Source organism: Nonomuraea ceibae, assembly GCF_019396325.1.
GTDB classification, from domain to species: Bacteria; Actinomycetota; Actinomycetes; order Streptosporangiales; family Streptosporangiaceae; genus Nonomuraea; species Nonomuraea ceibae.
The window spans coordinates 1-26067 of the sequence record NZ_JAHKRO010000048.1 but is presented as its reverse complement, the minus strand read 5'-3'; the positions used below and the strand labels follow the sequence as shown (position 1 = coordinate 26067).

General features: G+C 68.4%; 22 protein-coding genes. 15 read left to right on the top strand and 7 right to left on the bottom strand.

Annotation, left to right across the window (positions count from 1 at the left end):
* Window positions 1-127: 127 nt before the first annotated feature.
* Genes KME80_RS26700 through KME80_RS26690 form a run of 3 tightly spaced genes read left to right on the top strand, consistent with a single transcriptional unit; the run spans window position 128 to window position 2647 of the window.
* Complete coding sequence (locus KME80_RS26700) at window positions 128-1072, top strand: CBASS cGAMP-activated phospholipase (RefSeq protein WP_246645842.1); 945 nt, start codon at window positions 128-130, stop codon at window positions 1070-1072.
* 2 nt (window positions 1073-1074) lie between these two features.
* Entirely contained in the window at window positions 1075-2235 is a 1161-nt protein-coding gene (locus KME80_RS26695) for a nucleotidyltransferase domain-containing protein (RefSeq protein WP_219508980.1), read from the top strand.
* Window positions 2207-2647, top strand: coding sequence for a type II CBASS E2 protein (locus KME80_RS26690; RefSeq protein ID WP_504739724.1), 441 nt, complete (start codon window positions 2207-2209; stop codon window positions 2645-2647). Before KME80_RS26695 ends, KME80_RS26690 begins: the two co-directional genes overlap by 29 nt.
* Before the next feature lie 99 nt (window positions 2648-2746).
* Here the strand turns inward: KME80_RS26690 and KME80_RS26685 are convergent, their stop codons facing one another.
* Both KME80_RS26685 and KME80_RS26680 read right to left on the bottom strand, forming a co-directional pair.
* Complete coding sequence (locus KME80_RS26685) at window positions 2747-3688, bottom strand: inositol monophosphatase family protein (RefSeq protein WP_219508978.1); 942 nt, start codon at window positions 3686-3688, stop codon at window positions 2747-2749.
* Window positions 3689-3705: 17 nt separating this feature from the next.
* Entirely contained in the window at window positions 3706-4842 is a 1137-nt protein-coding gene (locus KME80_RS26680) for a hypothetical protein (RefSeq protein ID WP_219509036.1), read from the bottom strand.
* A 161-nt stretch (window positions 4843-5003) separates the two neighbouring features.
* Here KME80_RS26680 and KME80_RS26675 point away from each other — a divergent pair, with 161 nt between their 5' ends.
* The 7 genes from KME80_RS26675 (at window position 5004) to KME80_RS26645 (ending at window position 16412) form a co-directional block, all read left to right on the top strand.
* Window positions 5004-5327 (top strand): hypothetical protein, encoded by a 324-nt coding sequence (locus KME80_RS26675; protein ID WP_219508977.1) that lies wholly within the window; start codon window positions 5004-5006, stop codon window positions 5325-5327.
* Window positions 5328-5829: 502 nt separating this feature from the next.
* On the top strand, window positions 5830-6018 hold the full coding sequence (locus tag KME80_RS26670) for an FxLD family lanthipeptide (protein WP_219508976.1): 189 nt from the start codon (window positions 5830-5832) through the stop codon (window positions 6016-6018).
* A 49-nt stretch (window positions 6019-6067) separates the two neighbouring features.
* Entirely contained in the window at window positions 6068-8128 is a 2061-nt protein-coding gene (locus KME80_RS26665) for a lantibiotic dehydratase family protein (RefSeq protein WP_246645836.1), read from the top strand.
* Window positions 8125-9189 carry a lanthionine synthetase C family protein gene (locus tag KME80_RS26660; protein WP_219508973.1) on the top strand — a complete coding sequence of 355 codons (1065 nt, stop codon included), beginning with the start codon at window positions 8125-8127 and terminating at the stop codon, window positions 9187-9189. Before KME80_RS26665 ends, KME80_RS26660 begins: the two co-directional genes overlap by 4 nt.
* Before the next feature lie 48 nt (window positions 9190-9237).
* Window positions 9238-11283 (top strand): methyltransferase, FxLD system, encoded by a 2046-nt coding sequence (gene fxlM, locus KME80_RS26655; RefSeq protein WP_219508972.1) that lies wholly within the window; start codon window positions 9238-9240, stop codon window positions 11281-11283.
* 20 nt (window positions 11284-11303) lie between these two features.
* Complete coding sequence (locus KME80_RS26650) at window positions 11304-12464, top strand: hypothetical protein (RefSeq protein ID WP_219508970.1); 1161 nt, start codon at window positions 11304-11306, stop codon at window positions 12462-12464.
* A 186-nt stretch (window positions 12465-12650) separates the two neighbouring features.
* Window positions 12651-16412, top strand: coding sequence for a terpene synthase family protein (locus tag KME80_RS26645; protein ID WP_219508969.1), 3762 nt, complete (start codon window positions 12651-12653; stop codon window positions 16410-16412).
* A 527-nt stretch (window positions 16413-16939) separates the two neighbouring features.
* Here KME80_RS26645 and KME80_RS26640 read toward each other — a convergent pair.
* Together KME80_RS26640 and KME80_RS26635 are read right to left on the bottom strand one after the other, a co-directional pair.
* Window positions 16940-17311 (bottom strand): hypothetical protein, encoded by a 372-nt coding sequence (locus KME80_RS26640; RefSeq protein ID WP_219508967.1) that lies wholly within the window; start codon window positions 17309-17311, stop codon window positions 16940-16942.
* A gap of 79 nt (window positions 17312-17390) precedes the next feature.
* Complete coding sequence (locus KME80_RS26635) at window positions 17391-17795, bottom strand: hypothetical protein (protein ID WP_219508966.1); 405 nt, start codon at window positions 17793-17795, stop codon at window positions 17391-17393.
* A 1004-nt stretch (window positions 17796-18799) separates the two neighbouring features.
* On the opposite strand from KME80_RS26635, the gene KME80_RS26630 reads away from it, so the two are divergent.
* On the top strand, window positions 18800-19255 hold the full coding sequence (locus KME80_RS26630; RefSeq protein WP_372455392.1) for a hypothetical protein: 456 nt from the start codon (window positions 18800-18802) through the stop codon (window positions 19253-19255).
* Entirely contained in the window at window positions 19252-20130 is an 879-nt protein-coding gene (locus KME80_RS26625; RefSeq protein WP_219508964.1) for a TauD/TfdA family dioxygenase, read from the top strand. Before KME80_RS26630 ends, KME80_RS26625 begins: the two co-directional genes overlap by 4 nt.
* Here the strand turns inward: KME80_RS26625 and KME80_RS26620 are convergent.
* Together KME80_RS26620 and KME80_RS26615 are read right to left on the bottom strand one after the other, a co-directional pair.
* The gene (locus KME80_RS26620) at window positions 20051-20257 is read right to left on the bottom strand and encodes an SDR family oxidoreductase (protein ID WP_246645839.1); all 207 of its coding nucleotides are present in this window, start codon (window positions 20255-20257) and stop codon (window positions 20051-20053) included. The two genes, KME80_RS26625 and KME80_RS26620, sit on opposite strands and share 80 nt — an antisense overlap.
* A 286-nt stretch (window positions 20258-20543) precedes the next feature.
* The gene (locus KME80_RS26615; RefSeq protein ID WP_219508961.1) at window positions 20544-20750 is read right to left on the bottom strand and encodes a hypothetical protein; all 207 of its coding nucleotides are present in this window, start codon (window positions 20748-20750) and stop codon (window positions 20544-20546) included.
* Window positions 20751-21195: 445 nt separating this feature from the next.
* On the opposite strand from KME80_RS26615, the gene KME80_RS26610 reads away from it, so the two are divergent.
* The 3 genes from KME80_RS26610 to KME80_RS26600 all read left to right on the top strand — a co-directional run bounded on the left by KME80_RS26610 (window position 21196) and on the right by KME80_RS26600 (window position 25686).
* Window positions 21196-21357: a hypothetical protein gene (locus KME80_RS26610; protein WP_219508959.1), complete on the top strand. Its 162-nt coding sequence runs from the start codon at window positions 21196-21198 to the stop codon at window positions 21355-21357.
* Between the two features lie 1089 nt (window positions 21358-22446).
* Complete coding sequence (locus KME80_RS26605) at window positions 22447-23376, top strand: hypothetical protein (RefSeq protein WP_219508958.1); 930 nt, start codon at window positions 22447-22449, stop codon at window positions 23374-23376.
* Between the two features lie 612 nt (window positions 23377-23988).
* Window positions 23989-25686: a tyrosine-type recombinase/integrase gene (locus tag KME80_RS26600; protein ID WP_219508956.1), complete on the top strand. Its 1698-nt coding sequence runs from the start codon at window positions 23989-23991 to the stop codon at window positions 25684-25686.
* Window positions 25687-25826: 140 nt separating this feature from the next.
* On the opposite strand, the gene KME80_RS26595 is transcribed toward KME80_RS26600, so the two are convergent.
* On the bottom strand, window positions 25827-26067 hold a 241-nt coding region (locus tag KME80_RS26595), incomplete at its 5' end, for a transposase (RefSeq protein WP_219508955.1).

Here is a 26067-nt window from a genome sequence, read left to right as displayed (position 1 = left end):
AAAAGGTTACGCCATCTGAGGTGAAGTCCACTCTGAAGAATCTGTTGTGGTATTAAGTACTGTTGATAGCGGAGAGCCGCTAGAGGCGGCCTCCTCGGACTCGGGTACCCGGGAGTCGGGCGTGCCGATGGAGCGTTTCCAGATCCTTTCCCTCGACGGCGGGGGCTTTCGCGGCATGTACACCGCCGCGGTGCTGGCTCGGCTCGAAGAGGACCTCGACATCCGGATCGTCGATCACTTCGATCTCATCGCGGGTACGTCCACCGGCGGGATCATCGCCCTCGGGCTCGGCCTGGGCGTCCCGGCCAAGGAGATCGTCCGTTTCTACGTCGAGCACGGGCCGCGGATCTTCCGTAACCGCAGCAGGCTCCGGACAGTGCGTCACCTGGTTCGGGCCAAGTACGACACCGAACCGTTGCGGCTGGCGCTCACCGAGGTGTTCGGTGAGCGGACCTTCGGAGAGAGCACCAAACGGCTGGTGATCAGCAGCTACAACCTCGCGGGCGACGACGTCTACCTCTTCCGCACGCCCCACTTGCCGACCCTGAAGCGCGACTGGCGCGAGAGCGCGGTCAACGTCGCTCTCGCGACCTCGGCCGCCCCGACCTACCTGCCCGGCCTGCCGCTGGACGGCGCCCGCCTTGTCGACGGAGGTCTGTGGGCGAACAATCCGACGATGGTGGCGCTGACCGAGGCGGTGGGCCCGCTGAACGTTCCGCTGAAGTCCATCCGGGTGCTGAGTCTCGGCACCACCGCCGAGGTCCGTAGCCGTCACCGTCGTCTCGATCGTGGTGGGCTGCTGTCCTGGGCTGGTGGCGCCGTCGAGATCCTCATGAGGGCGCAGAGCGAGAGCGCCGCCAAGCAGGCCCGGCACTTCGTCGGCAAGGAGAACGTGCTCCGTATCAACCCGACCGTTCCCACTGGCGCCGTCGCGCTCGACAAGGTCGATATCCAGACCCTCTACGGACTCGCGGGGCACGTCAGCCGGGACGCCTCTCCTGCTGTCCACAGGCTCTTCTGCGATCACCGTGCGCCGGTGTTCGTCCCGTACTACCCCGCACGTGAGGGATGATCATGGAAACCAAGTCACCCAAGCTCGACACACTCTCGGGGATGCTCTCCGATCTGATCAACGGCGCCGTGGAAGTCCTCGACATCTCACCGCACCTGTACGAGATAGCTGTCGCGCGCTACGAAGAGGTCGGTGCCTGGCTGGCCGACAACGGCGGCATCAACTGGAGGATCTATCCTCAGGGGTCCTTCCTCCTGGGCACGGTCGTGCGTCCTGACCGGCCGACGGGCGAATACGACATCGACTCGGTGTGCTGGCTCCCGCTGGCCAAGGAGAGCATCTCCCAGGAGGATCTTAAGGGTCGGGTCGGCGACCACCTGGCTGCTTACCGCAGGTGGAAGATCGGCCAGGGGCACACCGACGGTCCACTGCGCATCGAGTCCAAGCGCCGGTGCTGGCAACTCGTCTATACCGGCTTCCATCTGGACGTCTTGCCTGCCATCGCCGATGTCGACTACCCGCCCACCGGGATCCTTCTCACCGACAAGGACCTGGTGAAATGGCAGCACAGCAACCCGCGCGGATACGCCAAGTGGTTCCGGGAGCAGGCCAAGCCGCGGCGCGCGCTGGAGGCCAAGGGCCACCCCAGCGTCGCGGACGTTCCGGCCTGGCCAGTCCGCACCACGCTCCAGCGGATCGTCCAGGTCCTGAAGTGGCACAAGATGATCATGTTTGGGGATGACCCCGACAACCGGCCGCCGTCGATCCTGGTAACCACCCTGGCCGCTCACGCCTACCAGGACGAGGTCGACCTGTTCACCGCCATGCGTCAGGTTCTGGACGGGATGCCGCGCTTCATAACGCAGCACGACGGCACCTGGTGGGTGCCCAACCCGGCGCATGAAGAGGAGAACTTCACTGACAAGTGGAAGGAGTATCCCGAGCGGAGGGAAGCGTTCTACCGATGGTTCGACGAGATCAGGAGACTCGTTGACGAACTGGCCGCCATGGAGGGCAAGGGGTACCGGCAGGTGTTCGCCCGTCTCATTGAGTCGTTTGACCGGAAGGCGATGCACACCTCCGCTGAGCGGGTCGCCGCCCGGATCGGCGAGAGCAGCGGTGATCTGCGACTTGGCCGGACCGGCAGACTGTCGCCGACTGCGACCGGTCCTCGTACGGGCGGACACACCTTCTATGGCCAGCATCCCGCGCCGCGCGGTTAATCTGGGGCGGCAGGCCGCAGCGATTCACGCGGTACTGCCGCACGCCCAGACTAGCTTGTGCAAGGGCCGTCTCTGGTGCCGCGTGTCTCTGCAGCCGGCGCCGATCTGCCAGATTTACACCGTGCAGGTGACCTACCGGCACCGGACATGGCCCAGGGTGATCGTCGTCGACCCTGAGCTGGAACTGCACCCGCGCGCCGCCTCGCTCCCTCACGTCTACCCGGGCGGCGATCTCTGTCTCCACCTGCCCGGGGAATGGAACGACAGCATGTACCTCGCCACGACCATCCTGCCGTGGGCAAGCGAATGGCTGCTGCATTATGAACTCTGGCTCGTCACCGGCCGATGGTCGGGTAGCGGTCACGATCACGCTGTAGCGAACCAGAGCGCGCTCATCAACCCAGCGGAGTAGGAAGAGGCCCTTCCCCCGCCGGGGCCGTTTCGCCTTGCGCCGACTCGGCGGAATCAGCAAGTTCCCTGGCCGAGGGGCACAGCTCATTTCTGTGATCGCTTAGTTCTTCATCTGCACGCCCATGGAGGAGAGGATGTCGTGGGCAAGCGGTGCGCTCGAAGCGGCCACGAAAGCTTGCCGGCAGTCCATGGCCCGGTTGATGTCGGTCAAGGTGCCGAACCCGTAGTCGAGAGAGATGGGCTGGCCTTCGAGGTCCAGGACCACGCCGCCTGCGGCGTCGAGAACGTAGTGCCCGGGTGCAAGGTCCCAGACGGCGAACCCCTTGGCGAACTCGATCACCGCGTCGGTGAATCCCGCCGCGACATGGCACAGACTGACGGACCCGAAGTCGACTCCAATACGACCGCGGATCGCCCCGTCGTCCGATGGCTGGTTCAGGGCCTCGATCAAGCCCGTCTGCTGGGCGAGCGGTCGAAGCCTCTCTACGGGCTTCATGAGGTAATTGGTGATCAGGGCTTCCCGCAGCTCGGCGAAACGATGGAGCCTCAGCTCGTGCGTCTTGCCTTCCGCGGTGATGATGAACGCCTGGTCGCTGCCTGCCTCGTCACGAGCGGCGAGATAGATCTGCAGGTAGTGGAAGATGTCGCCGACCACGGCGGCGATGGGCCGGGCAAGACTGCGGGAGTAGACCATGACGTGCGTGTAGCCATGCAGGGCCCGCACAGCCAGCTCGCTGGTGTCGAGCGGGTCGACCAGGACGCACAGGTCAGGGTCGGGGTCGTCGCCGATGACCTGAGGCTCGGCCTCTTCTGAGGCGTAGACGAAGGAGGGGATGATCGGAGCCAGCAGCTCGCGGTAGCGCTCGTGCATCCACAGGTCATGGGCGGACAGGAAGTTGTCGGCGTGCCGCAGATTGGCAGCCTCTGAGCGCTCACCTGACAGGGCAGCCTGGATCAGGCGAGGCCTGATCTCGCTGATCACCAAGGCGACCAGGTCGGCGAGCTGGTGAGCCAGGCCGGGAAGCGGGGGTGAGGCGTTCACGGTGTACCTCCGTTGGTTCAGCGCAGCTCTAGCGGCGGCTCGATGCCGGGAGGGCTCATCGTCGCGGCGACGAACACCGCCTTGAAGTTTGCCGCCCGCATGATGCTCGCCCCCGTCAGATCGTCGAAGTCGATGACTTCGAGCTTCCCCTTGGTCATGGCCCCGAACACCGCGAAGTAGATCTCCGCTCCTGGGTAGCGGCTGCGGATCTGTCGGGAGATGAAGCCCACCACGTCGGCGTGCTTGACCTCGAAGTCACACAGGACGATGGCCGGGGACTCGGGCAGTTCGGGGAACATCGAGGCCTTGTCGAGCGCGATGAGATCGCGGCTCTTGTTGCATTTGAAATAGCCGATGGGACATCGTCCGAATTGGGCCGATGCGAGGAAGGTCGCCATCACGAGACCCGCTTCGTTGATGCCGAAGCAGGCGTCCACGTCGATACGGCGGCCGATGTTCTTGATCTGATGGACGAGCCTTTCGATGCCGTATCCGAAGGAGGCCCAGGAGAGGTTCAGCAGTTCACCTGGCTGCGGATTGGGCAATGAGTAGACCAGTCGCACAGGATTGCCGTACTCAACGGTGGGGACGGCGAGGCTGAAGTCCGGGCCGATGTCGTTCACTTCGGCGGAGGTCTTCCGGGTGCGAAGTTCGGCAGGTTGCCCTGTGGGCACGGGCGGATGCTCCGCCCGGCCGGCGGACTTGGCTGTGGCGAATCTCTTCAGGGCGAGTTGGTCTTCCACAGCCAGGCGCTCATAGGCCTCGGCCACCAAGTCGCTGGGGGAGATGCTCTCTTCGGCAGTGCCTGCAGGACCGCCGCCGTAGGCGGCGGCCAGGATGAGCAGGCTGGCGAAGCTGGGCGGTGAGCCGGCCGAGCCCCGCTCGCGCGCCCAGGTCTCCCAGGCGTTGACGGATGTGCCTCCGAGGCTGGTCTGGTGGCCGGTCACGCTGTTGTAGCGGACCGCGGCCTGGTCTTGGGAGAGGCCGCATACGTACCGGTGGGCTTGGAGGCTGCAAATGTCCGGATGCTGATTCATCAGCTCTATAGCGGCCTTTTTGACCGATCCGCTCTCTTCCCAGAGTTGCTTTCCGATTCGTGCCAGTTTGCGACCTCGCGCCTGAGGGCTTCCCATATTTGATCGTTGTCCACGCATCGGGTGCCTCCTCTCGGGAAACGCCATCAGATTACCCATTCCAATGGGTAATGGTCTGGGAGTTGATACAAACTCGCAGTTCAGCTTCGCCTAGGGATCGGGGTGATTGCGGACCAGCTCAAAGGTGTGACAGTAAGTCGTGCAGTTCTAGCGTCGTTGTCATGCCACCCGGACACGCTTCCTCCCGCCGCAAGGGCATATCCGCTGAGACCGCCGATCAGCTCTACGAGGCGTTGGAGCCGGTGCAGCAGGAGTTGAAGAGGCGGCACATCCCGTGCCTGCGCGTGATGCTGATCAGCCTGGAGCTGCGCGACGCGCAGCCCTGCACCTTCCCTCGCTACCACATGCCGGCACTGGAGATCTGGGACCGGCAGGGCAAGATCGTGGCCGCGGTGACCCCCAGTGTGGACCTGAGCCGCTTCTACCTGGTCGTCCCCGCTGAGCAGAGCAAGCCGTACGTGGTGCCCGCTGAGGCACCCGAGTAGGTGGCGGCGCACATTCCAGGCTATGACCGGGAGTGCTCATGAGCCTGGGCACCAGGACGTCGGAGGCAGGGTTCCGCTACCCGTACGTGATCGGGTGGACCGGGGAGGACCTGGAACGTCACATCATGCGCTGGCGGCCGCACCGCGAGGCACAGCGGTTTAGCTATGCCGACGAGCGCAGGACCGACGCCGATGGGATGTTACGACTGCGGCAGGGGCAGACGATGACGGGACGGCCCGACTTCAGGACGGTCAACACCCGCCGTCAATGGCGCTGCATGTCGAAGCAGCTGTGCCAGGTGTGCACTCGATCGACCTCGAGCTCGGGCACGGGCCGAACCTGGTGGCCTTTTCCCTCACACGAGGGCGCGGGCGACGGATTCACCAACGCTTCACCCACCTGCTTGTTAACGGAAGTGGGCCGTGGCCGGTCGAAGAGGAGACGGAGACGGGCACAGGTGCCCTCCTCTCGATAACCCCAACACAGAACAGGAGCAAAGTCATGAGCACTTCGACCATCAATCCGGGCACCGGCCGGGCGGGCGCCGTCGCCGTTGAGGAAGCTGCGTTCGACCCGTTCGACCTCGACATCAAGCTCACGGAGAACACCCCAGCGGCCAACACGTCGCTCAGGTGCGGCACTGGTGATACGTGCGGCAGTTCCTGCCCGAGCGCCTGCACCACGTCATAGACCGGCCATCGGCCCGGGTCCCCGTAACGGGCCTGGGCCTGCGCCCCGGATGGTGAGTAGGAACGGAGTGAACACGATGACACGGACGCGGATCAGACGGTATCGGCGTACCGGCACCGCGATGCTGCGCGCCGCGATCCATCTGACCCCACCTCGCCTTCCGGACTGGCCAGAGCCCGGCTGCTCGACGGAGCGATGGCGGTCGTGGTTGTCTGCGGTGTGGGCGGATGAGTTTTTCCGGCAGGCGGTCGCCAACGCCAGCCCGGATCTGGCGCGGCAGGTCCGGGCTGTGCTCGACAGACGGGTGAACAACGTGCGCCGTGCCAGGCGCGCCGCGCTCGCCGTCGCCCGGTACGCCCTGCGCTACGCGTACCGTTCCACCCCGTTCGGTCTGTTCGCCGGGGTCGCCCTGGTCGAGTTCGGCGACGTAGCCCTTGTGCGCGTCGGGGATGGGCACGAGGCCGTGCATCGGCCTGACCCGACAGCCTTGGACTCGGCGATCACCGCATGGGAGACCAGCGAGGACGGGATGGCCGACGTCGAGGTGTGCGTGAACAACCTCGCCCGCCTCTTCGACGGCCGCGTTCACGTGCCGGCCGAGGGAGCAGACGAGTTCACCCTGGCATCGACGACGGCAGTGGAACTGGTGCTGCAGGCGGCCGGCTTCCCGATCCCGCACGCGGCCCTGCTCGGCAAACTCGCCGCCGAGTTCCCGCACGTCGAATCGCGCCGCCGCGCGGAACTGGTCACCGACCTGCTGCGCACGCGGCTGCTGCGCTCCCGGCTGCGTGCCGCCGCCACCATTACCGATCCGGCCGCCGTCGTGCCGTCCCCGCTCCTCGCCGCCTGCGAGCGCACAGCGGTGGACACGCGGTTGGACGCCGAGGTGCGGCTGCCCGAGACGGTCGCGGTCGAGATGGAGACCGCGGCGACGGTACTGGCCCGCCTCGCCACGCATCCCGCCGGTACTCCGGCCTGGCGGCGCTATGCCGAGCGGTTCGTCGACCGGTTCGGCGAGGGGACCGAGGTCTCGGTGGAGCAGCTGACCGACCCCAGCGTCGGGCTCGGCCTGCCGGACGGGTTCGGCGTGTTGTCGGAGCCGCCGAGGCCGATGTCACGCCGTGACCGGCTGCTGCTGGATCTGGCCGGGACGGCCGCCGTCGAGGGCAACCGTTCGGTGATCTTGTCCGAGGCCGTAATCGAGGAGTTGGAGGCCGCCGCGGCCGAGCCGTTCACCAACCTCGTACCCGCGCCGCACTTCGAGGTGTGCGCCCAGATCCAGGCACGGACGATGCAGGCGCTCGACGCGGGCGACTTCCGGCTGCGCGTCCACACCGTTTCCCGCGCGGCCGGCACTATGACCGGGAGGTTCTGGCATCTGCTGCCGGAGCTGGCCGCCGGATACGCCGACCTGCCTACCGTCGCGCCCGACGCGACGTCGGCGCAGTTGTCGTTCCACCCCACCCGGGCCGAGGCCGACCTGCTCACCCGGGCGCCGCGTGTCCTGCCGACGCTGGTCAGCGTTGGCGAGTATCGAGACGCGGGCGAGAACGTCCTGCATCCCCGTGACTTGGTCGTCGGCTCTCGCGACGGTCACCTGTACCTGGCGGTGGCCGCGACGGGGGAGCGCCTGGAGTTGCTGGCACCCACGGCGATCAACTTCCTGTGGAACAGCTACACGCCGCCGCTGGTCCGGTTCCTGGCCGAGATCAGCCGTGCCGCCACCGCGCAGGTGACCTGGTTCGACTGGGGCGCCGCGTGGACGTTGCCGTTCACCCCGGCCGTGCACTACCGGCGTACCGTCCTGGCTGCCGCCCGCTGGCAGCTCCACGCCCGCAAGCTGCCCGGCCGTACGGCGCACCTGGAGGCGTGGGCTGATCAGTTGCACGCCTGGCGCGGCCGGGCCGGGGTGCCCGAGCGGGTCCTGCTTGCGGTCGATGACCAGCACCTGCCGCTGGACCTGGCGCGGGAGATGGACGTGGACCTGCTGCGCGCGCACCTGAGCGGGACACCGGTCGCGGTGCTGTTCGAGGCACCGCCGCCGGATGCCGATGGGTGGATCGGCGGGCGGGCGCACAGCATCGTCGTCTCGCTGGAGTCGCGGCGATGAGCGCTCTGGCCACACAAGCCCTGGCCGAGGGCGCACTCGGCCAGGCGCTGCTGCACATCGAGCGTGCCGACCTGGCCGGCGCACACCCTCTGCTGCAGGAGGCAGTCACCGGCGGGGTCAGCATCGGCTCCAACGCCAGCTTGTATCACGGAGCCCCGGCGCTGGAGTTCGTCCTCGGCCGCGCCGGTCGCGTCGATCGCGACGTGCAGGCAGGGGTCGACCGGGTGGTAACCGCTCGTCTGGCCGCCGCACGCCGACGGCAGCAGGAGGGGCGATTGCCGTCGCTGGCCGAGTTCGACCTCATCAGCGGGCTGACCGGGCTGGGGACGCTCCTGCTGGCCCGGACCGGCTCCTCACCTCTGCTCGAAGAGGTCTTGACCTACCTGGTGTCGCTGGCACGCCCGGTCAAGATCGACAACCGGACGCTGCCGGGATGGTGGTCGCCGGACACCCCCAGGCACCAGGTGGAGGTGCCTGGCGGCCATGGGAACAACGGCATCGCGCACGGCATCGCCGGTCCGCTGGCGTTGCTGGCGTTGGCTGCTCGCCGCAGCTTCCACGTTGAAGGCCAGCGCGAGGCCATCAGGACGTTCGCGACGTGGCTGGAGAAGTTCGGCGGCTCCTACTGGATCACCCTCGACCAGCTCGCCGCCGACGAACCGCCGCAGGTGCTTCCCTTGCGGCCGTCGTGGTGTTACGGGGATCTGGGGATCGCCCGCGCCTTGCAACTGGCGGCGCTCGCGCTGTGCGACCCGGCTCGAAGGCAGAAGGCCGAGGAAATGGCGCTGGCGGCGCTGCTCGACGCGGATCGGCTCGGCCGGGTGTGCGATGCGTCGCTGTGTCACGGCTGGGCCGGGATCTTGACCGTCACCACCGCCATCGCTGCCGACAGCGCCACCCCTGGCCGATTCACCGCGAGTATCCAGCACATCCGCCAACGCCTGGCCGCCGGACTCGGCGACCTGAGCAAACCCGGATTTCTGGAAGGGCGCGCCGGGGCGCAATTGGCATTGGAGGGCTCCAACCTCACCGGCTGGACCTGCGCCCTGCTGATCCACTGACCCCTCCACATGCGAGCCGAATCCCAACCGAGCCGGAGCAACGAAACCATGGACAGCTACGAGGACAACCTCGCCCCACCGGCCGAACCGGAGTGGTGGCAGGCAACGATCCGTTTCTCCGCCGACGCCGGGGTGAGCCCGGAGGCGGCGGCCAGGGTTTCGGCTGCGCTGGCCGGACGGCGCTTCCACTTCCTGCGCAAGGACGGCGGGCTGCGACTGCGCACCGATCAGTCCGTAGCCGCCCTCCTCGACCGGCTCGTTGCCGAGCAGGTGGTGGCCGGATGGGCCGGTGGCATCTATGAACCTGAGACGGACGCGTTCGGCGGCCCGCAGGGCATGGCCATCGCCCACGAGGTGTGGTGCGCCGACAGCCCCGCCGCCTTGGCCGAGACCGGCAGCCCCGACAGCAGGGAGCGGTGCATCCTGCTGCTGTCGGCGATGTTCCGAGCGGCCGGGCTTGATGTGTTCGAGGTCGGCGACGTGTGGGCGAAGATCGGCGAACTCCGCCCATCGATCGACCCGCCCACCGAAGCGCGCCGGGCGGCGGCGATCACCGCCATGCGGCGCCTCATGAACGCCGACGCCGCCCAGCGGCCCTGCCCCGAACCGGGCTGGGGCGAGCGCGTGGCCGCGTTCCAGGACGCCGGTCGGCGTCTCGCCCGGCTCGCCAAAGCCGGGCATCTGACGCGAGGGCTGCGCGCCGTCCTCGCCCACCACGCCATCTTCGCGTTCAACCGCGCCGGTACGCCCGTGGCCGAGCAGGCCGCCGCGGCCTGGCTTGGCAGGCAGGCCGCCTTCGGAGATACCGCATCGGCGGCCGCGTCTACCAGCCCCTCCTCATCGGTAACACCTACCTTCACCAGGATGGAGACCACCATCACTACCACCGCCGACCCCACCGAGCTGCGCGAGGCCATGGTGGCCAAGTACATCGACTCCGGTCACCTGCGCACCCCAGAGATCATCGAGGCGTTCCGTACGGTCGAGCGCCACACGTTCATCCCCGACGCCGCCATCGAGGCCGCCTACGTCGACGACGCCGTGGCGATCAAGCACGACGCCGGCGGCGAGATGATCTCGTGCATCTCCGCGCCGTCCATCGTCGCCACCCAGCTGGAGCAGGTGGGCGCGCGGCCAGGCCACAACATCCTGGAGGCCGGAGCCGCCACCGGTTACAACGCCGCGCTCCTCGGCCACCTCGTCGCCCCGACCGGCCGGGTGTGGACCGTCGACGTCGACCATGACCTCGTCGACACCGCGCAACGGCACCTGCAAGCCGCCGGGGCCACCAACGTGACCGCAGTGCTCGGCGACGGCGCGGCCGGGCTGCCCGAGCACGCTCCTTACGACCGCATCCAGTTCACCGTGGGTGCCGGCGATATCCCGGCCCAGGTACTCGGCCAGCTCGCCCGCGACGGTCGTCTGGTAATCCCGATGCGCATCCGCGGCAGCATCTCCCGCTCCTTCGCCTTCGAGCGCGACGGCGACACCTGGAAGACGGTCTCCTGCGAGATGGCGACCTTCGTGCCGCTGCGTAAGGGCATCTGCGACGACATCTACACCCGCGTTCAGCTCGACGGGGAAGGCGATGTCCACCTGGAGACTTTCGGCGAGCAACTCGTTGACCGCGAGGCGATGCGCACGATCCTCGACACCCCCGCGCACCCGCTCTACACCGAGGTGAAGTTCCGGCAAGGCGACCCCTGGCAGTGGGTGTATCTGTGGCTGGCGTGCGTCCTGCCGAACGGGCTTTCCCGCATGCCCGGCAACCGCCCGGGGTTCACGCCGCACTTCGCGTGGGGTTCGATGGCCGCGCTCGACGGCGACACCCTGGCCTACCTGACCGTCCGCGAAGGCGAGGACGCCAAGGGACGTTTCTGGGAGATCGGCGTCATCGGGCACGGCCCGCGCGCCGCCACCCTGACCGAGCAGGTCGCCGCGGCGATCGAGGAATGGGATCGCGACTACGGCAACCACGCCCCGGCTCCCGGCTTCCGCATGGCCACCGCCGACAGCCGTGACCTGCTCAAAGCGGCCGACCCGCGCTTCATCATCGACAAACCCGCCAGCCGCCTCGTGGTCGACTGGCCGTAGAAGGGGGACCCAGCGTCGTGATGGACCCTGCGATCGCCGCTCGCATCCCGCTGGTCTGCCGTACCAAACCGCCCGGCAAACCCCTGCCGGAGCGCATCGCCGATCTCACCGCGCTGAGCATCGAACCCGCAGGCGCTGACCACCGGGACCTGGTGGCCCGCGCCTGCGGAGTCCTCAACATCTCCGCGCTCATCGCCTCCGACGCCGCCCTGCCCGACCTGGCCGCGACCTTGTGCTGGCGGCAGCACAAGGTGTTTGCCGAGGCCGGGGATCTGCCTCAGGACATCGCGGTCATGTCGCTGATGCCCCTGATCAACATCGCCCGAATGCTGATCCGCGAAGGGGACGGCAAGGCTGCCTACGAGATACTCGACCAGCTCTACCGCGCCGCCCAGAGGCGCGGTAGCACCGTGATCTGCGGCCACACCGTCGACCTTTCGCCCCTGACCCGCAGCAGCGACGAGCACCGTGCGGTCTGCACGGAGCTGTGGGTGGCGCTGCTCATCGACGGAGCCCGGGCCCTCGCCCAGCAGGGCCGCTGGAGCGATGCCGCCGACGCCATGGCCGCCCACCGCGGCATCGGCGACCGGCTGCTGGACGGCCGCCAACTCAAGGTCATGGCGCTGGTGGAACAGGGACACCTCGACGAAGCGACCGAGATGATCGACTCCACGGTGCCGGTCGAGCCGTGGGAAGCCACCGTGGCGTCGCTCCTGCGCATCGCTGTTCGCTCGGGTATCACGCCCACCTCCGGAGACGAGCTGGAGCGCGTGGTCGGGGAGGTGCTCAGCCTGCTCACCTCTGAGGAGCCGACAACGGCCGCGTTCCGGGTCCGCCTCGCCCTGACCGCACTCGACGTGGCCGCCTGCCACAGCTCGGCGGCCAGCACCTGCCTGGCCACCGCAATCATCGACGTGGCCTCCACCGACGCCTACGCCGCCCGCGACGTCCTCGGCCACCCGGCGATGCGCTCCTCCATCACCAGCCGGCAGCACCAGAACCTCACCGCCGTGATCGCCGCCGCAGCGCTCGGTACCGGCAGCATCCCGGACGTCCACTGGAACGCCATCACCAAGGAGATAGATCACGCAGAAGCGCGCCTGCGCACTCTGCTCGCCGCGGCTCCTTTGACGTCCCACGAGTCCGGCGAGGGTGTGGCGGCACAGCTTGGGAGGTCATGAGCGGGTTACGCCTTCACCGACCCTGCAGACCAAGGCATGGCTGAAGCCGATCGGCATCTGGTAGCCTGCCAAAAAATGACTACTCAGAGTTGTAAAACAATTACTTGTAGTCCTGGTTGGGTCCTTGCCGAACGCCAGGCACGTTCATGGTCGGCGCGGCACGGCCTGGTCGCCGGCGAGGAGGAGATGCGGCGACTGGCCCGGATGGGGCAGGGTCGCATGGCCGGATGGCTGGCCCCGCAGGCCGGGCCGGCGGAGCTGGCTCTGCTCGCGCAGTGGGGCGCGTTCATCGCGCTGGTCGACGACGGGTTCGATCGGCACGGCCAGTCGCCGGAGCGGGTGCGGGCCCTGCTGGACCAGTTGCTCGACGTGCTCGGCGGCACCGGCGGAACCCGTCACCCGGTGCCCGCGGTGCGCGCGCTCACCGATCTGTGGCAGCGCACCGAGGTCTCGGCCCGGCCCGGATGGAGCAGCCGCTTTCTCGCTCTCTACCGGGACTTCGCCGAGGCCACCTGCACCGAGATGCGGCTGCGCGCCTGCGGTGAGCAGCTTGGGCTCGACGACTATCTGGCGCTGCGCCGGCGCACCATCACTGTGCTGCCGGTGCTCGCCGTCGTGGAACGCGCCCTGCCTGAGGCGAGCGGGCTCGACGGGTTGCGGGAGGCGAGCGCCGACATCGTCGCCTGGACCAACGACCTGCGCTCCGCGCCGCAGGACCTGGACGAGGGAGTGGAGAACCTCGTCGGCGTGCTCGCCCGCCACCACCGGTGCAGCCGGTCGGAGGCTGCGGCGCGGGCCCGGGTCATGCTTGCCGAGCGCATGGACGACTTCGACCGCGCCGCCTGCGGCGATCGCGCCGCGCCGATCCGCCAGGTCCGGGACGGATCCCTGGCCTGGCAGCGAGAGACCCACCGCAACCCGCTAGGCTCCGGCCTCACCGCCGACGTTCACGAGCGGGGCGTGCGCGCGCTCGCGCAGCACCTGGCCGTCGCCGTGGATGCCAGCGGCACCGTGGACGACCGGTGCGGCAGCCGCGTGCTGGAATCGGCGCTGCTGCTGGCCCTGCTGCGCAAGCATGGGGCCGAACCCGGCGAGCAGGACCGGCTGACGCGGTTCCTGAAGGAGCGCCGGCCCGGCGCGAGCCCGGTGGACGCCCTGCTGATCGACGCCTGCCTGGACCCGGCGGGCATGGCCGGCCGTGCCCCGGACCTGGCCGCCAGCCTGCCGATGGCGGCCGTCGGCGGCACCGCCGGTCGCGGGCGGCTTAAGGCCGTCATGCTGCGCACGGTGTTGCATCTGCTGTGCGGCTCACCCCTGGACCACTGGGACGCTCCCGCGCCGGCCGGGCCCGAGGGCATCACCACCTTCACCGACGTGCACCTGCTGACGGCCCGCATCATCCACGCGCACGCCTGCAACCGTGTGCACGCGGTCACCGACGCCGAGCGCGACCGCCTGGTGGCGCTGATGTCGCTGGGCCGTGACAGGGTGCTGTGGGAGGCCAGCGCCACCACTCACCTGCTCGGCCTGCACGCGGTGCGCACCTTCCGGCCGGACGCCCAGACCCTCGACGACGGCCTGCTACGGCTGTGCCTGGCCGTCAACGCCGACGACGGCGTGCCGTTCCTGGACAGCCAGGACCTCTGGCTGACCGCCGTGGCCGGCCTCGCGTTCACCAGCGACGACACCCTGGCGCCGTTCGTCCCCCGGATGGCCGATCTCGTCGCCTCCTGGCAGGCCCCCGACGGCGGTTGGCCGTTCGCCACCGGCATGCGGCAGACCGACGTGGACACCACCACCCGGTGCATGGAGTTCCTGCACGCCGCCGACCCCATCCGGCACCGCGAGACGCTGGAGCAGGCGACCAGGTACCTGACCGAGATCGCCGCCCCCGGCGGTGGATTCCCCACCTGGGTGCGCGGCGACGCGCCGGACCTGGACATGACCGCCGGCGCGATCCTCGCGCTGGCCCCGCAGGCCGCCCGGCACGAGCGGCTGCTCGCCGGCGCCGCGGAGTTCATCCTGGACGCTCAGCTTGCCGACGGGACCTTCGAGCGGAGCTGGACGGTCAGCGAGTCCAGCGCCATCCTGCGCGCCCTGGACGCCCTGCACGCGATCCCCACAACAATCCTCTCGACGACCACCGGCCTGGCCGCCCGGATCGCCGCCGCCACCGCCCGGTCCGTGGCGCGCCTCGTCCAGACGCAGAACCCCGACGGCGGCTGGGGGCAGCTCCCCGGCGACCCCAGCGACGTGCTCTCCACCGCCCAAGCCGTCCCGGTGCTGGCCAGGCAGGGCGACCGGCTCGCGGCCGCCCGGGCGGTGACGTACCTGCTGGACCGGCAGGACCCAGACGGCGGCTTCACCTCGGTGCCCGACCAGGTCGGCCCGCGGCCGCTGCCGTTCGACTATCCGGTGCTCGCCGACCTCCACACCCTGTCCGCCCTGCGTCGCGCCCGCCTGCCTGCCGCCCCGGTCCGCCGAAGGCCCTCCAACTCGTCCGGGACGAACTGGTCGGCGCTGCAGTCGAGCATGCGCGGCGTGCTGCTGCGGCCCGAGCAGGCCGCCTACGAACAAGCCCGGCTGCTGGTCAACCAGCGCTTCGACGACATCCGCCCGCAAGCGATCGCCTACCCGGCCGACGTCCAGGACGTGGTGGAATGCGTGAACTTCGCCCGAGCCGACCGGGTACCGCTGGCGCTGCGCTCCGGCGGGCACAGCTACGCCGGATACTCCACCGGCCCCGGGCTCGTGCTCGACGTCAGCTCACTCAACACGGCCGTCGTGGGCGGCGGGCGGGCGCTGTTCGGCGCCGGCGTCAAGGGCCTGCAGGCGCACCTCGCCCTGGCCGCCGCCGCAGCGGGGCTGCCGCTGGGCCGCTGCCCCACCATCGGCCTGGCCGGGGTCACCCTCGGCGGCGGGCTGAGCGCCTTCACCAGGGCGTGGGGGCTGGCCTGCGACCACCTGCGTGAGATCGAGATCGTCACCGCCGACGGCCGCATCCGCCGGGTGCGCCCTGACTCGCCGCCCCCGGACGACGACCTGTTCTGGGCCCTGTGCGGTGGGGGCGGAGGCAACTTCGGCGTGGTCACCTCCCTGGAGTTCGCCACCGAGGACATCCGCGACCTGAGCTTCACCCGCTTCATGATCGCCTGGCCCGCCACCGCGACCGCGACCGTGATCCAGGGCTGGACGTCCTGGATTAACGGCCCGGCCACGCCGCGCGCCGTGTGCTGCGCCTTCGAGCAGCTCAGCGACTCCGGCCTGCCCTCGGCGCCGACGGTGACCGGCACCTTCATCGGCACCCCCGGCGACCTCGCACCGGTGCTGGACCGGCTGACCGCCGCAGTGGGCCAGGCCGAAACCCACCGGGTGATCGTCCCCTGCGACTACATCCGGGCCGCCTCCGAAGCCGACCGCTGGGGCGGCGGCACCTGGGGACCCCGCGTCGCCTTCGCCGCCAAGTCCCACATCGTGCGCGCGCCGATGAACCCGGCATCAGCGGCCGAGATGGCCGCGGCTCTGGAGCGGCTGCACCACTTCACCGGCGTGGGCGGAGCCGGCGGCCTGCTCATCGACGCCCTCGGCGGCGCGGTCAACGATCGCCCCTCCGATGCAACCGCCTTCCCGCACCGGGCCGCGGTCGGCGTCGTTCAGTACCACTCCTACTGGCACCAGTTCACCGACCGCGCCCACATCGAGCACAGACTCCAGTGGCTGCGCGACGTCCACGCCGCCATGCAGCCGCACCTGGGAATCGGCGGCTACACCAACGGCATGGACCCCGAACTCACCGACTGGACGCTGGCCTACCACGGCGAGAACTACCCCAGGATGCAGCGCGTCAAGGCCACCTGTGACCCCGATCAGCTGTTCACCTTCCGCCAAGCAGTCACCCCGGACCGGCCTCCTGAAGCCACGAAAGCACAGCTCGGCCGCCGGTCCTGAGCGAGGTCGGCGTCATGTGGGAGCAACTCGCCGTGGGTGCTGTGAGTCGGCGATCGCCGTACCGCCTGGCACGCCCATCGCCAGGACGATGCAGGAGGCAGGTAGCCAGGCTGGTCGTAGCTGCCCCAGATCGCCAAGGCCCGCCCGGGCCTGGACCGGAGTATCCCTCCGGTGCCGCCCTGGCCTTATCAAGGTCCTGACGCTGCAGGCCCGGCGGCAGCACTCCAACACTCGGTTGAGTTGCTGGTGAGTAGCAGCAGCGCTTGTCGGGGACCGATCGGGCCCGAATCTCGGTGAGAAGTAGCAGCACCCGGAGACTCGACCACTCGCCTTATGTATTCATCTGATTGCTGAGAGGCACGCCCATCTTTTGGTGCCGCCGAGCGGGACGCAGGCGGATTGGAGCGGGATGCAACGACGCCCGAGCGTTCGGCTCGGGCGTCGGGGCGTGATCGATGCCGGGCTGGTTCAGTTAGTGAGTCGGCAGCGCACCGCCGCTCAGCTCACTGGAGGCGGTCGCGCGTCGATCAGTCACACGGTCCGCGTCGAGCGGCGCGGATGACGAAGCCGAAGTCGTCGACGACCTGTCCCGGGGCGAGTTCCTGGCGGTTCCCGCCGTACCCGAACCAGTTGTAGAAGCACCAGGGGTTGCCGCTGTGGTTGGCCGCCCGGACGATGGGCGGGGTGATGTCGGCTTCGTCGTCGAAGAGCACCCTGAGGTTGTCGTCCACGTCGTAGGCGCAGATCCCCAGTACGGGCGGGCAGGGGAAGGCAGCGGAGGCCGATTGAGCGGACGTAGCGGAAGCTGATAGGGGCGGGCCGATGACGGCCATGGCCAGCGCCGCCGCGGCGGCGGCCTTGCAGGAGAGGCGCAGGCGCGCGGGGAAAGAAGTGGTCATGCGTGCTCCTTGGGGGAGGTGGGCCCGGCGTTCGCGGGCGAGAGCCTGCGAAGTGGCGTCATCGGGCGGGCAGATGTCGTTAGGGGACGAGCAGGAAGAACGGTTCGTCGGCGGCTGCGCCGTTCTTGCCGGTGTAGACGAAGATGGCGTTGGGGTGGCCGGCGCAGTGCGAGCTGTCGACGTTGGTGTAGATCTCGCTGCGCCAGTCGGCGGTGGCGCGCAGGGTGGCGACGGGGACGGCGCGGGCGGCGTTGATGTCGCGGTGGAGCTTGACGCAGTACTTGCCGGTGCTGACCTTGGTGACGCCGGTGACGTTCTTGGAGTTTTCGATGGTGCCGTTGGCGTTGACTTGGGCGGTGGCCTGGGCGTGGGGGGCGATCGGCGGGTCTACGGCCAGGGCCGGGGTGGCGAGGGCGGCCAAGGCCAGGCCGCTGGCGGTGACGGTGGTGGCCGCGATGGTGGCGATTCTGCCGGTGAAGTGCATGTTGGCTGCCTTCTGCGAGACGTCCCCGGTCGGAACCGGGTGTGTGGACGCCTGTGATCGTGCCGCAATAGATAAATGACTGTCTGTAGCCGATCAGTTACTCTGAGATATCGTCGCATCATGTTTGGCAGAGCCAGGCGACGTCGTTCTCTGGCCGAGGCCCCCTGTGCCTGATCGCATTGTCGAGGTGACCGTCTTCGTGGGTTTCGGCGCTGTTCAGTACCTGTTCGAGCAGGTCACTGCCTGAACTTGACCCGAGCCGGAAGGGCAGGACCTTGCATCGGCTGCGGTACAGCGTGCGCTGCAGCATCGGGCCGAGGCCGGGTGCATTGGGACATTAGGCGTGATAGATCAGCCCAAGAGGCGGTGACAGGCCATGTTGCGCAGCCGAAATTCTCGTTTGCGCGGCGGGAACAGTTCGTCGCACTTCATGTCCAGCAGCGACGGGCCCCTATCCCCGGCGGAGGCGTCCGATGAGGCCGGGCGCGGCCCTCGTGGCAGGCGCTTTGGCCGAGGGTCGGCCCGAGAAGAGCGACGGTCGGCAACGGGAAGGGCCAGCGACCGTGGGCGCACAAGACCGTGGCGACCAGGTGCCTCATCGACGTGCGCACGATCATTGCCTGTGCCCATGCGCTGGGTATCGCCGCCGGCCCGTTCTCCAGTCTTCTTGGCTGGAACGCCGGTGATACCCGTGGGTGAGGTGGATGCGCTACTCGAGCCATGCCGCGGCGAAGAAGGCCCCGGGATGGCGTTGCGGGTGACGTCTCGCGGAGTGTCGATAGCTTCGGGTGAAGAGCCCTGCTGGCTGTCGGGCCTGATCGCCCCAGCGCCTCCCAGTGCTATTGCGGTGGCGATGACGGCCGCTGCTCCACCTGCCAGCAGCAGAGGTTTGGCGTGTACACGCCTGTGCGGTCGTTCACCCGTTTCGGGCGTTCATCAACAACACCGCCGACCCCGCCGCATGCGCCGCCGCCCACGCCGCCCGCTACGACGCCAACCGGCACGTGCTGGCCGCCCGGCTGCGCACGCTCCTGCCCGCGCTGGAGGGCACCGGCGAGCCATCCCCCCTGGTGCGGGACTGGGCCGCGCTGCTGACCCGCTACAAGGCACGCATCACCGAACTCATCACCAGCGGGCGCCTGTCGATCAAGGACAGTGACACCGGCCCCTCCGACGCTTCCATGAAAACCGCCCCCATGCAGAGAACCGCGCTGTTCGCCCAGCTGTCCGCCGACCCGCACGTCCAGCGCTTCCGCGACAGCATCGACTACCAGCGCTACCGGCTGCTGCTCAACTACACCTACGGCGTGCTGACCCGCCTGCGCGTCAGGCCCGTCGAACGCGGCCTGCTGTGCCACCTGGCCGCCGCCACCGTCGAAGACGCCTTCGGCGTCAGCGCCGAGGCCCGCTTCCGCGACTTCCTCAACGACCCGCGCCCCCTGGAAGGCAGCCACCGATGACCTCCCTGCCCGCCACCTGGCCCGCTACCTGGCCCGCCGCGCAGCAGCCGAACCAGGCGCCCTTCGGTCTCCACCTCAACATCAGCGGCGGCACCCTCAGTGACCTGTCACCCGCTACGGTGCTGGACCTGGTCGCCGAGAACCACCTGCTCATCCTGCGCGGCCTGCCCGCCACCCTGCCCTGCGAGGAGTTCGAGGCGTTCGGCTGCGCGCTGGGCGAGCCCATCTTGTGGTCGGACCGCCCGGCCTTCTCCGTGCAGGCCCAGGCCGAACCCGAGGACTTCCTGTTCGAGACCGGTTTCATGCCCATGCACTGGGACGGCATCTTCAGCGACGACCACACGCCCGACCTGCAGATCTTCCACTGTGTGCAGGCCGTCGACCCCGCCCTGGGCGGCGCCACCCTGTTCTGCGACACCACCCGGGTGCTGGCCGACGCCGCCCCGCACACCCGCGCCCTTTGGGAGAGCCTCACCCTGCATCACGAACGCTTCATCAACGGCAGGACCCTGACCCGCGACCTGCCGCTGGTCTCCCGGCACCCGCACCGCGGCCATGCCGTGCTGCGCTATCACGAGCCCGTCCCGGCCGACATCAGCATCCTCAACCCGCCGCTCACCACCCTGTCCCAAGCGCCGGGGATACGACACCGACCAGATCATGGCCGACCTGCGCGCGGCGGTGTACCACCCCCGCCACACCTACACCCACCACTGGCAGGCAGGCGACATCGTCATCTCCGACAACCAGACCATGCTGCACACCCGCCAGCCCTACCCGGCAGGCACACCCCGCCTACTTCGCCGCATCACCACCCGCAACGTCGAACCCGCAACCTGAACTCGGGCAGTCGGCGTACAGGGATTGGCCGGTGATGAAGGCGGCCTGGGGGCTGGCGAAAAGGGCGCCAGCGGCGGCGACATCGTCAGGTTGTCCACGCCGGCAAACGCATTGGCGGGCGATCTGGGCCGCTGCAGGAGTGCGGTCGCCGGCCGGGAGCATGCGTTCGCGATCGACCTGGATGGGGCCGGGGATCAGGCGGCGCCACGGCAGGAACTTCCTCACCATCCCCGTGATGGCCTTCGAGTACCCTCGCTGCGAGACCGTGCTGTCGCCCCCGGCCTGCGCGAGCGGCCGTGTCGGCTCGTCCCACCGGCCGCCGCATCATCGCCGATAGTCCCGATGGCCGCGATCGAGCTCACGGGATGTGCCAGTGGTGATGGAAGCATGTCTTCGGGGGCTCGGCCAGCGCAGATGGCGCCGACCCCGAAGGCTCACGAGTGGGTTGTCACCCCCACGGAACATAGGTGCCGTTCTGGCACTGGACCATCTGCCCGTTGATGTAGGCGAAGTTGCCGTCCCAGCGGTTCACGTATGAGCTGGTGTTTTGGTCCCAGGCACTGCAACCTGCTCCTGCGTGGGCTGGAATGGACATCATGATGGTGGCGAACAGTATCGCCCCTGCCGTGGTGAGCGCGCGGGTCAGGCCGTGCATGCTTCTCCCCTCCCGAGGAAGTAGCTGAGAGTATTTGCAGCCTCGCTAATAGTTACACGAATGGGGGCCCCATGGCTTGCCCCACCCGATCCGGCACGCTGGGTCCTCACCATCGGGCGCGACCTTCCGGCGGCGCGGCACGGCGCCCACCCACCTGGCCGCAGCCGAGATCGCGCGCTGACGCGAACGAGAAGGACGTCCCCTGGGAGGCGAGCGACCGTGGGTGGCCCGGGAGGAGCAGATGGGCCGCTCCCTCACGCATCGTCTTGGAGACGACGTCCCGACCCAAGCGCGTGCCCTGCGGGCTGAGGGACGATGGCCGGTCACCCGGCGGGAGGTGGCGGAAGGAGGCCAGGCAGGCGGGAGGAAGGGGAACAGCTCCCCGTAGCCACGACTGGCTGGGGAAGCACATAATTCGAGATGCCGATGGGAGGCTGATGTAGCTGTGAGCAGCATCGAGCAGAACCGGGCGTTGTCGCGGCTGATGTTCCAGTGGCGGCAGGACCACCCGGATTCGCCTGACGACCTGAACGACGATCCGGACTTCTTGCTCGCGGCGCGCAACCTGCTGGGGCTCGACCCAGAGACGGGCCGGCGGCTGAGCTGAAACCACTGGCGCGAGGTTGCCCGCCCGCTCAAGGCGGGCACCCTCCGGGTCGTGGCCATATTCGGCGGATGGGCCCGCTCTGCATTCGCCCTCGGCCGAAGGCGGTTGACCAGTGCTTAGACGTGTCTCCGCCCAAGTCGGAAGTGTCCCGCCCGGCCGCCCCTTTCATCGGGCCGTTCCGTTGGGCGTCGTTGGGGTCTGGCTTTGCGATCCGGCTGAGCCGACCGAGAGGGGGCAGCGCAAACGGCGCAAATCGCTGCGGTGTCAGCCCGGGGATGTGCCGGACACGTGCCGAAGAGCATGTGACGAGCATGAACTCGGCCGTCTGCGCCGCTCAGAAGGCGGCCGAGAATCGAGAAATCGCAGGTCAGATGGGGTATAGGGTGGTAGGGCGCCCGGGGCTCGAACCCGGAACCTACGGATTAAAAGTCCAGCGGTGCGTCGCTGCATGTCAGAGTATGCCGCAGGAGGTTGCGCAGGGTTGGGAAGTGTCGCTGCGAGTGCATTCTATTCGGGCATTCAGCGATAACACAATAGTGGCGATTTGTTAATGAATGTCCTGTATTTGTCACTCTCGCTTGGTGGTTGGTTGCTCGGGGGGACCCGTGTGCATTCCGGTGTTGATTTTGCTGAAGACTGAACTGTCGCACGGTCTCAGCTCGGCCTTTCGAGCTGGTATTGAGTCAGGTGACAGGAAGGACCCGCTCGTCAGATCGGGACGGTGGACGGTCACCTATTTTCCAGCCGGTTCGCCGCGTGGACTGGGTTGGCCCTGACAGGAAGCCTGGCGCGGTGGCCTTCGGCTGATGAGCATCTGCGTCGGGCAGGCCGCCTGTCTTCACGTCCGATGACGGTGCCGAGCGTTCCACCGCGGTGCGGGTCGACAAGGCCGCTGTCGGCCCCGATGCCGGAAACATCGTACGGGGCGACTAACGGTTGATTGCGTTCGGCTCGCCAGGAGGGTTGGTGTCGGGTGCCACGCTCCGGGTTGTCGAATCTTTGCTCGATCGGTTGTCCTAACTCGGGCCTTGAGACAGGTATTTGGATTAGTGACAGGGATCAGTGACCCGGTGCTCGGGCCACACCCACATGACCGAACTCGCCACCACCTCGACCACCGTTCTCAACCCCACCACCGAAACGTCGTCCATCACCTTCCCGTCACGCGCGAACCTCGCCGCCGGAAGCGGCGTGAGGTGGGAGGCGTGGGCCCCTGAGCAGGGGCACCTGTCGCTGATCGTGTGGCTGGCCGCAGCCGGCACCGAAACGGCTGCCACCTGCCCGGCTGGGTGCCGTCACCGGGTCAGCGGACCTTTGGCCCACGACCTGGTCTGCGCCTGTGCCCGGATGGGTGAGACGGTGATCGACCTAGGCACCATCGATCACCAGTTGATCTCGGCTGTGCTGACAGCGGGCTGGGTGCCGGCGGCCGTCTTCGGCGACGCCAACCGGGTGGGTGTGACCTGGACTCAGCTGGCGCGTACCCGCCCGGACGCCGACCTGCAGGTCTCCGATCTGCATATCGCCGACCGCTGCGACGATGGACGCTTGGCGTTGGCCGACCGCGTGGAAAGTGTGGGTTTGGTGGCGGCTGAGCGCATCTGCGAGGAGAGTCTCGCCGCGAGTCGCTGGCCAGGCTCCGTCGACCCGGCCGAGAGTCTGGACATCGACGGCGCCGCGGGGTGGGTCAAGCAGGGCAGGCATCTGGTCGTGGTCACCTGCTGCACCGCATCGGCGGCATGGCCGATCCGGTACGGGAGATCATCGCGCAGGCTCGGGAGACGGGTCTGGTGTATCTGCAGCACATCGCCTTGCGACAGTCCGCACGCGGCGACCGCAGCGAACCCTGTCTCTCCGATCGCGATCTGGCCGCTTGCAGGCGTTGCCGGAGTTCGCCGGACGGCTGGCGAGCGCAGGGACGCATGGGGACCTGCTGCTGTTCACACGGCCGAAGCTCACTCGGCGTCGAGGCCCTCCGCGCTTGGGTCCGGCCTGCCAGACGGCCGCGCGCTGGAGTAGCTCGGTTCCGTCCCTTCGTCCTTGGCCCAGATTCGGGCCGGGAGCTGGGGTGCGGGCACTGACCTGTGGATTTCGCTTGACGCGGGCCATGGAGGTGGGGATCGATACCGCCGCCACCAATCCTGGCCGCGCACCGGCCCACGCGCACCGGCCCCCGCGCACCGGCCCCCGCGCACCGGCCCCGGCGTGCCGGGGCTGTGTCCGGCCCGTCGCGAACGCGACGGCTACCCCCAGCAAGGGGGCGGACGCGGCCGGGGCGGTGGCGTAGCGCCCGTCACAGGCCGCCCCGCCACAGCGGATCACGCGCCCGCGCGGCCTGAACCGGCGTGCTCGTCAACGCAAATGGAGGTGATGGATGACCACCACAACCCCTGCCAGGGACTCGGTAGCCGATGCCGTCGGGGCGCCTGAGGTGGTGGGCTTGCTGGCGGCCGGGCGGCTGCTCGGGATGGGCTGCACCAAGGCATACCGGCTGGCCAACGCGAACGCGTTCCCACGCCGGGTGATGCGCATCGGCGGCAGGTACGCGAGCCGGTATGCGGACTGTGGGCGCTACTCGACCCCACCGACCCGGACCGCAGTGGCCGTCCGGCAAGCGAGAAGGGATAACTCATGATGGCAAGCAACAACCCCGGCCCCACCGTAGGAGAGATCCGCGCGGTTGCCAAAGGCGCCACGTTCAAATCGTGTGCGTGCAAGGACCCGGCCACGGGCAAGCGGCTGGGCAAGTCCTGTCCCGGACTGCGCATCACGCACAGCGATGGCGGCCAGCGGTGGAGCAGCGCCCACGGCACCTGGGGATATCAGCTGGAACTCCCCGCTCACGCTGACGGCAAGCGGCAAAACCCTCTACGTCGCCGTGGCTTCGCCACGCTGGAGGCGGCCGAAGCCGAGCTGGAGCACGCCCGCGGCTTGCTCGCTCTCGACTCCGATCTTGCGGTGCGGCGGCAGATCACCGCGCTGATGCTGTCGGTGCTCAAGGACACCAAGTGCTTGCCCGACGTTGAGGAGGTGCGGCGCAAGGTCCGCACCCGCCAAGACCTCAACCGCCATGTCACGGTCGAGGAGTGGTTGGCGGAGTTCCTCAAGCGCAAGCGCGTCATCGAGCCGACCACAAGGCGCTCCTACGAATCCCATGTCCGGCTCTACCTCACCCCCTACCTCGGGAGCATCCGGCTGGACAAGCTACGGGTCTCCGACATCGCGGGCATGTTCGATGCGATCGAGGAGTTCAACGACACCATCGCCGCCGAACGTGCCAGCGGCGACCCCGCCCGCGTCCTGGCGGTCCGCTACCGGCGACCGGTCGGTCCTACGAGCATGCATCGCATTCGCGCTACCCTCCGCCACGCCCTGAACATGGCGATCCGGCAAGATCGGCTCCTGGATTTCAACCCCGCCTCCGTGGTCGAACTGCCAGCGATCGACCGGCCCAAGCCGCTGGTATGGACCGAGGAGAAGGTGAAGCAATGGCGTGAGGATCACGCCGCGCATCTCAGCCTGCTCCTGCGAGCCCGTGAGGGGCGGCGCGTCGATCCGATCGCCGCCTACATCAGTACGCCCAGGCCCTCGTCGGTGATGGTGTGGACGGCCGAGCAGACGAAGGCGTTTCTTGCCTACGCCCGCCAGGATCGGCTGTTCGTCTTGTTCCGGCTGATCGCTACGCGCGGCCTGCGACGCGGTGAAGGCGTGGGTCTGCGCAAGCCGGATGTCAATTACTCCACCGGGAGAATCGGGATTCACTGGCAGATCACCCAGCTAGGCTGGGAGCCGATCCAGGGCGCCCCGAAGACCGATGCCAGCGACCGCGAGATCGCCGTTGACGCCGAGACGATGATCCTTCTGAAGGAGCACGACAAACGCCAGAGGCGGGAACGGCTGGCCGCAGGCGAGGACTGGATCGAGTCCGGGTTCGTCTTCACCGACGAGATTGGCCGGCCCCTGCACCCCCAGCACGTCACCGACCGCTTCTACGGCATCTGCTATCAAGCAGGATTGCCGCCGATCCGGCTGCATGACCTGCGCCACGGCGCTGCGACCGCCATGCTCGCGGCCGGAGCGGATATCAAGATCGTGCAGGAGACTCTCGGGCACACCTCCTCGGCCTTCACCCGCGATACCTACACCAGCATCTACCCCGAAGCCGCAGCCGCGGCAGCCGAGGCAACCGCTGCCTTCCTCACCGGATCTCCCGCACCTACGCCCCGGCCAGTACCTCCCGGACCTCGCATTCCGCGCCCCGGACAAGGCACGACGGACGAAACGGCCGCAGCCAAGGGAGGGACGGTGATCCACCTGCCTACCAGTTAGTTACAGGCGAGGTCCGCAGGAGGCAGGTCAGCCGCACACAGACCTGTCTCTTGCTTGTCCAGCACCATCCACCTGGCAGGAGTGACCTCCACACCAACGCAGTGATCATCTCCGGCCCCAGCGCTTAAGCCTAAGAGCGCCTAACGCAATGAAGTGAGGCGCCGCCAGCAGATGAGGCCGCAGGCCAGCTTGAGGAATGCCTCGTGGATGTCGGCGCGGATCTCCCAGCGGATGCGCAGGCGTTTGAAGGCGTGCAGCAGGGCGAAGGTCTGCTCGACGACCCAGCGTTGCTTGCCCAGGCCGGAGCCGTGCCCGGAGCCGCGGCGGGCGATCAGCGGGCGGATCTGCAGCTCGCGCACCAAGGCACGGTACTTGTCGTGG

Coding starts and splice junctions, on each gene's coding strand:
- fxlM (WP_219508972.1), top strand. CDS start 9,238: ATGGACAGCTACGAGGACAACCTCGCCCCACCGGCCGAACCGGAGTGG.
- KME80_RS26625 (WP_219508964.1), top strand. CDS start 19,252: ATGACCTCCCTGCCCGCCACCTGGCCCGCTACCTGGCCCGCCGCGCAG.
- KME80_RS26690 (WP_504739724.1), top strand. CDS start 2,207: ATGGCCAGCATCCCGCGCCGCGCGGTTAATCTGGGGCGGCAGGCCGCA.
- KME80_RS26665 (WP_246645836.1), top strand. CDS start 6,068: ATGGTGAGTAGGAACGGAGTGAACACGATGACACGGACGCGGATCAGA.
- KME80_RS26605 (WP_219508958.1), top strand. CDS start 22,447: ATGACCGAACTCGCCACCACCTCGACCACCGTTCTCAACCCCACCACC.
- KME80_RS26640 (WP_219508967.1), bottom strand. CDS start 17,311: ATGACCACTTCTTTCCCCGCGCGCCTGCGCCTCTCCTGCAAGGCCGCC.
- KME80_RS26645 (WP_219508969.1), top strand. CDS start 12,651: ATGCGGCGACTGGCCCGGATGGGGCAGGGTCGCATGGCCGGATGGCTG.
- KME80_RS26650 (WP_219508970.1), top strand. CDS start 11,304: ATGGACCCTGCGATCGCCGCTCGCATCCCGCTGGTCTGCCGTACCAAA.
- KME80_RS26615 (WP_219508961.1), bottom strand. CDS start 20,750: ATGCACGGCCTGACCCGCGCGCTCACCACGGCAGGGGCGATACTGTTC.
- KME80_RS26620 (WP_246645839.1), bottom strand. CDS start 20,257: ATGCTCCCGGCCGGCGACCGCACTCCTGCAGCGGCCCAGATCGCCCGC.
- KME80_RS26600 (WP_219508956.1), top strand. CDS start 23,989: ATGATGGCAAGCAACAACCCCGGCCCCACCGTAGGAGAGATCCGCGCG.
- KME80_RS26695 (WP_219508980.1), top strand. CDS start 1,075: ATGGAAACCAAGTCACCCAAGCTCGACACACTCTCGGGGATGCTCTCC.
- KME80_RS26700 (WP_246645842.1), top strand. CDS start 128: ATGGAGCGTTTCCAGATCCTTTCCCTCGACGGCGGGGGCTTTCGCGGC.
- KME80_RS26660 (WP_219508973.1), top strand. CDS start 8,125: ATGAGCGCTCTGGCCACACAAGCCCTGGCCGAGGGCGCACTCGGCCAG.
- KME80_RS26675 (WP_219508977.1), top strand. CDS start 5,004: ATGCCACCCGGACACGCTTCCTCCCGCCGCAAGGGCATATCCGCTGAG.
- KME80_RS26680 (WP_219509036.1), bottom strand. CDS start 4,842: ATGCGTGGACAACGATCAAATATGGGAAGCCCTCAGGCGCGAGGTCGC.
- KME80_RS26635 (WP_219508966.1), bottom strand. CDS start 17,795: ATGCACTTCACCGGCAGAATCGCCACCATCGCGGCCACCACCGTCACC.
- KME80_RS26670 (WP_219508976.1), top strand. CDS start 5,830: ATGAGCACTTCGACCATCAATCCGGGCACCGGCCGGGCGGGCGCCGTC.